This is a genomic window from Streptomyces sp. NPDC055103 (assembly GCF_053607625.1).
In genome coordinates this window covers 21,211-32,046 of the sequence record NZ_JBSGTX010000086.1, presented here as the reverse complement: position 1 = coordinate 32,046, position 10,836 = coordinate 21,211, and the positions used below count along the sequence as shown (strand labels likewise).

5 protein-coding genes are annotated in these 10,836 nt (G+C 71.7%); 1 reads left to right on the top strand and 4 read right to left on the bottom strand.

What is annotated here, in order from left to right; genetic code table 11:
- Positions 1-40: 40 nt before the first annotated feature.
- The 3 genes from ACWFR1_RS35475 to ACWFR1_RS35465 all read right to left on the bottom strand — a co-directional run bounded on the left by ACWFR1_RS35475 (position 41) and on the right by ACWFR1_RS35465 (position 4,580).
- Positions 41-1,240 (bottom strand): S8 family serine peptidase, encoded by a 1,200-nt coding sequence (locus ACWFR1_RS35475; RefSeq protein ID WP_453558850.1) that lies wholly within the window; start codon positions 1,238-1,240, stop codon positions 41-43.
- A 253-nt stretch (positions 1,241-1,493) separates the two neighbouring features.
- Entirely contained in the window at positions 1,494-2,795 is a 1,302-nt protein-coding gene (gene nhaA, locus ACWFR1_RS35470; RefSeq protein ID WP_453558843.1) for a Na+/H+ antiporter NhaA, read from the bottom strand.
- A gap of 240 nt (positions 2,796-3,035) precedes the next feature.
- Entirely contained in the window at positions 3,036-4,580 is a 1,545-nt protein-coding gene (locus ACWFR1_RS35465) for an alanine/glycine:cation symporter family protein (protein ID WP_453558841.1), read from the bottom strand.
- A gap of 424 nt (positions 4,581-5,004) precedes the next feature.
- On the opposite strand from ACWFR1_RS35465, the gene ACWFR1_RS35460 reads away from it, so the two are divergent.
- Complete coding sequence (locus ACWFR1_RS35460) at positions 5,005-5,889, top strand: potassium channel family protein (RefSeq protein ID WP_453558838.1); 885 nt, start codon at positions 5,005-5,007, stop codon at positions 5,887-5,889.
- Between the two features lie 14 nt (positions 5,890-5,903).
- Here ACWFR1_RS35460 and ACWFR1_RS35455 read toward each other — a convergent pair whose 3' ends face one another.
- Entirely contained in the window at positions 5,904-10,754 is a 4,851-nt protein-coding gene (locus tag ACWFR1_RS35455; RefSeq protein ID WP_453558836.1) for a DNA repair ATPase, read from the bottom strand.
- Positions 10,755-10,836: the final 82 nt, after the last annotated feature.

Below are 10,836 nucleotides of genomic sequence, written 5' to 3'. Positions count from 1 at the left end.
GGTCCGGGCCGCACCACCGCTCGGGGTGACGACGGTGTCGCTACGGGGCGACCTTCAGAAGCTTGTTCGCGGTGCCGGAGGAGGGGTTCTTGATGGCGTCCGCGGTGGCCGCCCCGGTCAGCGCGGCAGCGGTGTCGGCGGGCGTCGCGGACGGGTCGGCCGCCAGGTAGAGCACGGCGGCGCCCGCCACGTGCGGGGCGGCCATGGAGGTGCCGGAGATCGTCTTGGTACCGGTGTCGCTGTCGTTCCAGGCGGAGGTGATGTCCGAGCCGGGCGCGTACAGGTCGACCACGGCGCCGAAGTTCGAGAACGCCGACTGCTCGTCGTCCTTGGTGCTGGACGCCACGGTGAGCGCCTCCGGCACCCGGGACGGCGAGCCCTGCCCGGCGTCGGAGGACTCGTTGCCGGCCGCGACCGCGAAGGTCACGCCGGAATCGATGGCCCGCTTGACCGCCGCGTCCAGCGCCTCGTCGGCGCCGCCGCCGAGACTCATGTTCGCGACCGAGGGCCCGGAGTGGTTCTGGGTGACCCAGTCGATGCCCGCCACGACCTGTTCGGTGGTGCCGGAGCCGTTGTCGTCCAGGACGCGGACGGCGACGACCTTGGACTTCTTGGCGACGCCGTGGGAGGTACCGGCGATGGTGCCCGCGACGTGGGTGCCGTGGCCGTTGCCGTCGTCGGCGGTGTTGTCGTTGTCGACGGCGTCGAAGCCGTGGCTCGCCCGGCCGCCGAAGTCCTGGTGCGAGATACGTACACCGGTGTCGATGACGTAGGCGGTCACGCCCTCGCCGCCGTTGTCGGGGTAGGTGTACTTCTGGTCGCCCGCCGTGTCGGCCTGGTCGATCCGGTCCAGGCCCCAGGACGGGGGGTTCTCCTGCGTCTCGTTGATGCTGAACCGCTTGTTCTGGACGACGGTCCCGACGGCGGGGTCGGCGGCGAGACGCTTGGCCTCGTCGACGCTGAGGCCGGACGCGGAGAAGCCGTTGACCTCGGAGCCGTAGGAGCGCACGAGTGTGCCGCCGTACTTCTTCGCGAGGTCCGCCTTGTTCGCGGATGCGTCGAGGATGACGACGAAGCTGCCGTCGACGGCGCCCGGGGCGCCGAGACCGTGCACGGTCCCTTCGGCCGGGGCGGCCGCCCCGGCGATGTTGCTCGCGAACAGCGCCGCGGCGGCCGCGCCTGCCACACCAGTGGCTATGACCGCGTGACGAAGTCCGTGGGATCGCTTGCGAGTTGCCATGAAAGGGGATCTCTCCTCGTGTTGACGTGTGGGGCGTCAAACGTTCGAGAGAACCCTGTGCGGGTTGGCAGGAGCAAATCAAGAGCGAACCCGGGGTACGGGCTTATTCAACAAGGTTTCTTAATGATCTCTCCGCATCGTCTCCACGCCGCACACGCCGTCTGGCGAACTCCTCACGGAAACCGGCACGTTCGCCCTCCGCCGCCACCGGCTCCGAAGGAGTCGCCCGGCGTCCGCGTCAGGGCGTCCGTCGTCACGACCCGGCGGCCTCCGAGGCGTCCGTCTGGTAGATGTCGGGAATGCCGTCGGCGTCGTCGTCGCGTTCCTCTTCCTCGTACAGCCGCTTGTAGACGCGGTTGCGGCGGCGCAGGAGTACGGCGGCGAGGGCGGCCGCGGTGAGCGAGCCGATGAGGACGGCGGCCTTGACGTGTTCGGCCTCGGCCGCGGCCGGGAAGGCGAGTTCGCCGATGAGGAGGGCGACGGTGAAGCCGATCCCGGCGAGGGCGGCCAGGCCGAGGACGTCGGCCCAGGCGAGGTCGGGGTTGAGCTGGGCGCGGGTGAAGCGCGCGGCCAGGTAGGTGCCGAGGAAGACACCCAGGATCTTGCCCGCGACCAGACCGATCAGAACGGCGAGGGGCTCCGGGTCGGTGAAGACATGGGTCAGGGCCGCGCCGGACACGCTCACCCCGGCGGCGAAGAGCGCGAAGAGCGGGACGGCCACGCCGGCCGAGAAGGGGTGGACGAGGTGCGAGACGCGGGCCGCCGGGCTCCTGGCCTCGCCCTTGTCGCGCGTGGTGCGCAGGATCAGGCCCATGGCGACGCCGGCGACGGTGGCGTGGACGCCGGAGTTGTACATCAGCGCCCAGATCGCGAGGCCTAGCGGCACGTACCACCACCAGCCGCGGACCCGGAGGCGCTGGAGGGCGTAGAAGAGGACGAGCCCGGCGAAGGCGGCCCCGAGCGCCCAGAAGTTCAGGTCGGAGGTGAAGAAGACGGCGATGATGAGGATGGCGCCGAGGTCGTCGACGACCGCGAGGGTGAGCAGGAACGCCCGGAGGGCCGAGGGCAGATGGGTGCTGATGACGGCGAGGACCGCGAGGGCGAAGGCGATGTCGGTGGCCATCGGCACCGCCCAACCGTCCGGGCTTCCGCCGCCCGCCGCCGCGGTGAGGGCGTAGAGCGCGGCGGGCACGGCCATCCCGCAGAACGCCGCGATCACCGGCAGGGCCGCCGTCGCGGGTGTGCGGAGCTCGCCGACGACGAGTTCGCGTTTCAGCTCGATGCCCGCGACGAGGAAGAAGACGGCGAGCAGGCCGTCGGCGGTCCAGTGGCCGACGGACAGGTCCAGGCCCAGGGCGGGTATGCCGAAGTGGAAGTCGCGTACGGCCGTGTACGCCTCGCTCCACGGACTGTTGGCCCAGATCAGGGCGACCACGGCGGCACCGACCAGCACGAGACCGCCGACCGTCTCCGTGCGCAGCGCTTCGGTGATCGCTTGGCGTTCGGGCCAGGGCAGCAGTCCGAGAACGACCTTGCGCGGGCGTGACTGTGTCATGGGAATGGCCTCCGGGGCGGGTCGGCGGGTGGGCACACGGCCCCTCGGACGCCGACCAGACTTCCCGGCACACCAGCGTCATCCTGACGCGTTCTTTACACCCTATCGAGTGGCCGGGGGCCTCGCCAGAGCGTCTTCGTACGGCGCGAACGGGGTGAAGGGCCCTGCCCACACCACGGCACGAGGTGTGGGCAGGACCCTTCCGGAGCCGGACCGCCGGAGCCGGACCGCCGGGGGCGGTCAGACGGTGGTCTTCACCAGCTCGCGGTCCGTCTCGGCCTCCGCGTCCGTCGGGAGACCGGCGTCGCGCCTCTTCACGAAGGCGAGGAAGGAGTTGAGCTCCCGCTTGACAACCGGGGCGAGCAGGTACAGGCCGATGATGTTGATGACCGCCAGCATGAAGAGCACCGCGTCGGCCATGTCGATCAGGGTCTGGAGGGTGAGCAGCGAGCCGGCCACCGCGAAGACGGTGTAGAGGACCTTGAAGGTCAGCTCGCTGGCGCGGCTGCGGCCGAACAGGTGGGTCCAGGCCTTCATGCAGTAGTAGCCCCAGGTCAGCACGGTGGAGATGGCGAACAGCAGCACCGCGACGGTGAGGATGTACGGGAACCAGGGCATGACCGTGCCGAAGGCATCGGAGGTGATGGTGACGCCGCCGATGGAGTCGCCGCCGTTGCGGAGCTCGACGTAGCTGGCGGGGTTGGCGATGACGATGGTCAGGGCGGTCATGGTGCAGATCACGACCGTGTCGATGAACGGCTCCAGGAGCGCGACCAGGCCCTCGCTCGCGGGGTGCTTCGTCTTGACCGCGGAGTGGGCGATCGGGGCGGAGCCCAGGCCGGCCTCGTTGGAGAACGCGGCCCGCTTGAAGCCGATGATCAGCGCGCCGAGGACACCGCCGGCGACACCCTGGGGGTTGAAGGCGCCCTCGATGATCGTGGAGATCGCGGACGGCACCGCGGAGGCGTTGACGGCGATGACGACGAGGCAGGCGGCGATGTAGATGCCCGCCATGGCGGGGACCAGCTTGCTGGTGACGGAGGCGATGGAGCGGATGCCGCCGAGGAGCACGATGCCGACCAGGGCCGCGATCAGGATCCCGAAGAACAGGGCACCCGCCGAGGAGCCCATGAGGCCGCTCTCGCCGCCGGTGACGGAGACGAGCTGGGCGTAGGACTGGTTGACCTGGAAGAGGTTGCCGCCGAAGAGGCCGAAGAACAGGATCATGAAGGAGGCGAGGACGGCGAGGACCTTGCCGAGGGTCTTGCCGTTCTTGCCGAAGCGCTCGGCCAGGCCCTTGGGCAGGTAGTGCATGGGGCCGCCGGAGACGGTGCCGTCGGCGTGCACCTCGCGGTACTTCACTCCGAGCGTGACCTCGACGAACTTCGTGGCCATGCCGAGCAGGCCGCAGAGGATCATCCAGAACGTGGCACCGGGGCCGCCGATGGAGACGGCGACGGCCACACCGGCGATGTTGCCGAGGCCCACGGTGCCGGAGACGGCAGCGGTCAGCGCCTGGAAGTGGTTGACCTCGCCGGCCGAACCCTTCTCGTCGTACTTGCCGCGCACCACGTCGATCGCGAGGCGGAACTTGCGCAGCTGTACGAAGCCGAACCAGCCGGTGAAGACGAGGCCGGCGAGGACGAGCCAGGCGACGATCAGGGGGAGCTGGGTGCCTCCGACGGGCACGGAGTAGAAGACGATCTCGCCGAGCCAGGTGGCTATGGGCTCGAAGAATCCGCTGACGGCCTCGTCGACGGAGTGGGTGAAGGAATCGAGTGACACGGTGGAGTACCTCGATGGCGCAGGACCGGCGCGCGGGAGGCTGCGCCGGTGTGGGGGTGCGGGCATGGAGCGAACGCCGTTGTCCGTTCGGCGACCGGGGGATCGACGGGCCGCGGACTCGGACCGTGATCACGTGGGTCGTGCTGCCGGTGCGTGCCGGCACTGTCCGGAGGCGGCTGAGGGTGGTGCCACCTGCGGAGTTGCGCATTCCTACCACGACAACCCCACCCGTGCACGTGACGCGTGCCACACTACGGACGGTGATCTTCCAAAAGGCCAGCACCCGTGACACGACCGTTATCCGGACAGACACGTCCGTTCACCGTGCACTTATTTCCGCTGATCAGGAGCCTACGGCGGAATGCTCCTGTCCTTCGCGGGCGGAGCCGGTCGAGGGAGTCCGGGCCGCGCGTGGGATGCCGGCATGAGGTGGCTTCCGACGTTTCTGGGCGTGTTCCTAGTCCTCGTCGTCCTCCGGGACGTCTTCCACACGCTCTGGCACCCGACCCGCCACGGCGGGCTGAGCCGGCTGGCGATGACGGCCGTGTGGCGCCTTTCGGCGCGGCTCGGCCCCCAGCGTCGTCCCGCGGGGCTGGCCGGCCCCCTGGGCATGGTCGTCGTCGTCGCGCTGTGGGCGCTGACGGTGGCCGTCGGGTGGGCGCTGATCTACTGGCCGCACATGCCCGGGCACTTCTCATACGCGGCGGGGCTGACCCCGGCCGAGCACACCGGCCCCGTCGACGCGCTCTACGTCTCCCTGGTCACCCTGGCCACGCTCGGACTCGGGGACATCGCCCCGGCCTCGGGCTGGCTCCGCGTCCTCACCCCCATGGAAGCCCTCGTGGGCTTCGCCCTGCTGTCGGCGACCGTGGCCTGGACCCTCGGCATCTACCCCGCTCTTGCCCGGCGCAGAGCCCTGGCCTTGCGCCTCTCGCACATCCGCCGCGGCCGGCCGGCCGCCGAGGCCCTCGACTCCGACGGAGGCGCCGCGCTCCTCGGAAGTCTGGCCTCGGCGTTCTCGGTCGCCACGGTCGACTTCACGCAGTACCCCGAGTCGTACTACTTCGAGGACGTCGACGCGAGCACCGCCCTCCCCCGCCAGGTCGGCTACGCGGTGGCCCTGGCGGAGCGCGCGTCCCTCGCCCGTCGTCCGGACGTCCGGCTGTCGGGCTCCGTCCTCCGCGCCGCACTCGACGACCTCGCCGAACGCCTCGACGACCGCTTCCTCCACACGAACGGCTCGGCCGCCCGGGTCTTCGCCGCCTACGCGGTCGACCACGGCCATGCCCCGAGCTCTCGCGAGAGCTGACCCCCCGCGCCGCGTCAGCTCTGACGGTGCCCGGGGTCCGGTACGGACTCGGATCGTGACGCGTGGCGTCCCGCAGGCCGCACCAGCAGGTGGCGCGGGTCGGTGGCGCGGGTGATCGCCGCTTCGACGGCGGTGATGCGGTCGGCGAGCATGCCGAGGGCGGCGACCGCCCGGGCGAGGGGGTCGTCGCCGGAGCCGCCGAGCGCTCGGGCCCGTGCGTGGGCGGCGGTGATCTCGGACCGGCGGGCGGCCTGGGCCGGGCTGAGGGGGCCGCGGAGCGCGGCGAGTCCGAGGAGGTTGGCCTCGGCTTCGGTGGTGAGGGTCTGGGCCTCGGCGGTGTAGTGGTCGTCGATCACGGCGCTGAGCTCGGCGTCGTTCATCACCGGGGTGATGCGGGCCGTGATCCTGTTCATGGTGCGGTACGAGCCCTGGAGCCGGAAGGGCGGTTCGACGCGGGCCGCGTCGGCGCGGGCGGCCGAGGCGATGTACTCCTCGTTGACGGCGAGGACCGTCTCGCGGGCGGTCAGGACATGACGGAGGACGGCGAGGATCTGATCGAGCTCGGCCGGGGCGTAGGGGTGGCCGAGACGGTCGCGGCGTGCGGTGGGGTCGCCGTCCGCCAGACGGACCAGGAGTTCCAGATCGGTCCGGTCGCGGCCGGCCAGCGGGGCCAGGACCGGGTGGGAGGTGAGCGCGTTCTCGACGAAGCTGAGTGCGAAGGCGTCCTCCTTGCCGGTCAGCACGTCGCCGAGGTTCCACACGTCGGCGCGGTTGGCGAGCATGTCGGGGACGCGGAAGGCCCGTCCGGACTCGGTGTACGGGTTGCCGGCCATGCACACGGCGAAGCGCTTGCCCCGCAGGTCGTGCCCGTTCAGGGTGCGCGTGGCGTCGCAGAGCGGGATGAACTTCTGCAGGAACTCCGGCGAGGTGTGCTGGATGTCGTCGACGTACAGGAGGACGTTGTTGCCCGCCGTCAGGGCGAAGGCGATCTTCTCCAGCTCCCTGCGGGCGGTGGCGTCGGGTGCCTCGGCGGGGTCGAGCGAGGTGGTGCGCTGTCCGACGGCGGGTCCGTCGACCTTGACGAGGAGCAGGCCGAGGCGCTCGGCGACGTACTCGACCAGGGTGGTCTTGCCGTAGCCGGGCGGGGACAGGAGCAGCAGCAGGCCCTGGGAGTCACTGCGCTTGGCGTCCCCCGCGGCGCCGAGCTGCTTGGCGAGGTTGTCGCCGATGAGCGGGAGGTAGACGTCGTCGACGAGCCGGTTGCGTACGAAGGACGACATCACCCGGGGGCGGTACTCGTCCAGCCGGAGCCGGGTGCGCTCGGCCGTGACGAGCTCCGCCCGCCGCCGCCGGTAGGCACGGAAGGCCGGTACGTCCCGCTCGGCGAAGGCCCGTGTCCTGTCCAGGAACTCGTCCAGCCGCAGTTCCAGTGAGCGTCCCTTCACCCGGGGGTGGTTGCCGAGGAGGCCGGTGACCGTCGCCGTGACCGGGCCGGCCACCTCGTACCGGAGAAGCCCCGGGCAGAGCTCGACGGCGACGGCCTCGGCAAGCACTCCCCCGTCGGGCTCCGCCCCGGTCGCCGTGGCGTAGGCGGTGAGCCAGGCCTCGACGAGCTGGCGCCGAGCGCTCGGCTCCGTGAGTGAGGCGAGGGCGTCGTCGTACGCGGAGGAGCCGACGGCGCGGCGGAACGCGTCCAGGAACGTCCGCGCCGCGCTGGAGACGGCGAAGCCCGGCTGGTCCGAGACGAGTTCCTCGACCAGGTACGCGGCGGCCGTCGGGTCGCCGATCTCCTGGGCGAGCTCCCGTCGCAGGCCGTCGACGGCCGACTCCGCGCCGAAGAGGTCACGGGCCCGGGTCAGCGCGAGCGCCCGGTGCGTCAGCTGGTCGCGGGTTTCGGCGGTGTCCGCCCAGAACGTCTGGGCGGCCGCTCGCGCCGAGGCCGGGTGCCTGAGCAACTCCGCGCTCTCGTACAGGCCGAGCACCGATTCCAGGATCAGCGCCGCGTCGTGGTCGTGGACGCCCCGCTCGTACCCCTCGTCGTAGGCGGCCTCGGCGGCCCGCCGCGTGAGCGCGGGCAGGTCCTCCCCCGCCAGGCCGTCCGCGCCGTGCTCGGCCAGCAGGCGCGCGGCGAGGTGTTCGGCCCGGTAGACCTCCGGCGACTCGGAGGGCAGGGTCCGGTCCCAGAACGGCCGGGTCGCGGCGACGTCCGGGTCGGTGACGGGCGCGCGGTAATCGGTACCGGTGAGGGCGAGGGCGATGGTGTCCTCGTACGGTACGAGGGTCAGTTCGGGGGCCTGCCGGTTGACGGCGAACCTGTGCCGGCCGAGGCGGATGGTGTCGCCGCCGTCGGAGAACAGCTCGGTGCGGTCGCGCAGCGCCCGCCCGGCCTCCTGCCGGGCGGCGCCGAGCCTGCTCTCCAGCTCCTCCGCCCGTACCTGGTCACCGAGTTCCCGCAGTTCGGCACTGGCGCGCCGGACCTTGACGACCATGGGATCGGAGGCGAAGTAGGTGTGCACCTCGTCCAGACCGGTCAAGGTCGCGGCTCGGCGGGTGATCGCGTCCAGGACCCGCTCGGCCGATCCGGCGAGCCGCTCCGCGCGGCGGGCGCGGACGTCCTGGAGGGACTGCCTGCGCGCGGTGAAGGCGTCATAGACCTCGGTGCGCTTCCCGGCGATGTCGGCGAGGAAGTGGTCGTGCTCGGCGAAGCGGGACTCCAGATTCTCCATCTGGAGCATCAGACGGCCGAGCTGGTCGTCGCAGCGCTCCGGGGTGTCCGACGCCGCCAGTGCCCCGGTCACCGCCTGGCCCAGCAGCGCGAACTCGGCGGCGAACTCGGCCTTCCCCTCCTGGTCCAGGAGCTCGGCGCGGCGTGCGGCGAGGACGGCCCGGGCGCGGTTCAGCGCGCCGAGGACGTCGGCGATCCGCTCCAGGATCGACGTGCGGACCGTGGCGTCGCCGATGTCGAGGCCGACGATGACCTCGCCGAGCGTCCGCAGGCCGAGGGTCCGCTCGTCGAGCCGCTCACCGAGCCCGCCCGCCTCGGTGACGGTGGTGACGGCGCCGGCTTCGTCCGTGAGCCGCGCCGCCTCGGCGTGGTGACGGGTGAAGGCGTCCTCGCGCCGGAGGAGGTCGACGGCGCGCCGGCCGGCCGAGACGGTGTCCGCCTCGACGTCGGCGGCGAGGGTGTCGATGCCTTCCGTGTCGGCATAGCGCATCTCCTTCAGGGTGACCAGGTGGCCGTGCGCCTGGCGGAGTTCGGTGATCCGGGAGATCCACTCCTCGGCCGTGGCGGGCGCCTCGCCGCGGATGCGCCGGACCAGTCGGCCGATCCGTTCGGCGGACTCCGCGAGGGCGTCGGCGGCCTGCCGGGTGAGCGTCGTCACGGTCTCGAACTCGTCGAGGACCTGCGCGAGCGTGCTCCTGAGCTCGGTCAGCGGTGCGCTCAGGTCACCGGTTTCGGGATCCCCCAGCCAGTGGTGGACATCGCCCGCGCGGACGCAGGCGGCGAGGAGGGCTTCGTACACCTCGCCGGCGGGCGTGAGCTCGACGGCCTGCCGGGCGATCGACAGGCAGTCGGAGATGCCCCGGACGAGGTCCGCGTTCCCGATCCGGGCCAGCGGTCCGTCCCCCACGGCCGTCGCGTGGGTGTCGGCCGCGTACGGCGTCCGCCACAGCTGCACCGGGTGGACCCGGCCGGGCTCGCCGCCGTCGGCCCGCAGGACGACCATCGTCCCGTCGTCGAGCAGGGCGTGTCCCCGGCAGGAGACGGGAGTCGCGATCTCCTTGCGGATGAGGTTGTACGGAAGGAGGAGACCGCGGCCCTCCGACTGGGCGTGGAAGACGTAGAGGAGGTCCTCGCCGTTGGGCGAGCGGACCACCCGGTCGAAGGCGAGGCCCGCGGTGTCGGTGTCGAACGTCTTCACGGCGCCGGAGGCCAGGCAGTACCCGCCTGGGAACACGATCCCCTCGTCGTCGGGCAGCCGCAGACACGCCTGCCCGATGCCGTCGAGCCGGACCACGGTCCTCGTCAGGGTGTTGAAGACGAGGTGACGTCGGGTCTCCTCCTTGTACGGGCGGACGCGTACGAGGAGGAGCACGCCGACGGCGGCGAACGCGACCTCGGCGTCGGCCAGCGACTGCAGCGGCTCGTCGACCGGCTCCGTGTGGACGCCCTCGGCCGTCTCGGTGTCGTTCTCCGTCTTGACCGTCAGGGACCCGCCGACCGTCGAGACGTAGACGCCGCCGCCGAGAGAGATGTGCGGGAACCGGCCCGGTACGTGGTCGTCCCTGGTCGTCTCCACCCAGTCGACCTCCTGGGAAGGAGGGAGGACGTGGTCGCGCTCCCCCAGGGCGTCACGGAAGCGCGTCTTCCCCGACGGGCCGACCGACCACCGCAGGACGCGCAGATCATCGGCCTGCTCGCCCGTCCGGAACACGGCGAGGACACGGCCCTCGACACGGCGGAGCCGCAGCAGCCGCGCACCCTGGAAGTAGCGGTGCAGGGCCGCGAACTCCCGCCGGAAGTCCGGGTCGTCGAGGAGTCCGGGAACCGCATCCTCGGGAAGCGGGTTCAGGTCCCGGTCGTGGAGCGTGAACACGTCGGCGACCGCGGAGTCCGCCCGCCCGTCGGACACCGCGTGACGGCCGAAGAGCAGCACGTCGTCACCGACGGCCACGACGTCCCCGGGCAGGCAGGCCCGCTCGGTGCGGATGCGGCCCGTGCCCATGAGGGTCAGCTCACCCGAACCGAACTCCGCGATCCGGTCCTTGTTGAGGGCCTCGGCCCGCCCGGCCAGTTCGCCGGCCTGCGCGACGAGGCGGTCCCGCAGCACCGCGTACGTGTCCCGGTCGATTCCCGCGCTCATCCCGTCCCGCTCCTTGTACCGTGGTGGATACGGGGTCCGGTGCCGGCCACTCCCCCGTTCGCCGGCACCGGACCCCCTGGTG

What these genes read in the sequence shown, in the direction of transcription:
- ACWFR1_RS35475 (WP_453558850.1), bottom strand. Translation starts at nt 1,240, where the DNA reads ATGGCAACTCGCAAGCGATCCCACGGACTTCGTCACGCGGTCATAGCC.
- nhaA (WP_453558843.1), bottom strand. Translation starts at nt 2,795, where the DNA reads ATGACACAGTCACGCCCGCGCAAGGTCGTTCTCGGACTGCTGCCCTGG.
- ACWFR1_RS35460 (WP_453558838.1), top strand. Translation starts at nt 5,005, where the DNA reads ATGAGGTGGCTTCCGACGTTTCTGGGCGTGTTCCTAGTCCTCGTCGTC.
- ACWFR1_RS35455 (WP_453558836.1), bottom strand. Translation starts at nt 10,754, where the DNA reads ATGAGCGCGGGAATCGACCGGGACACGTACGCGGTGCTGCGGGACCGC.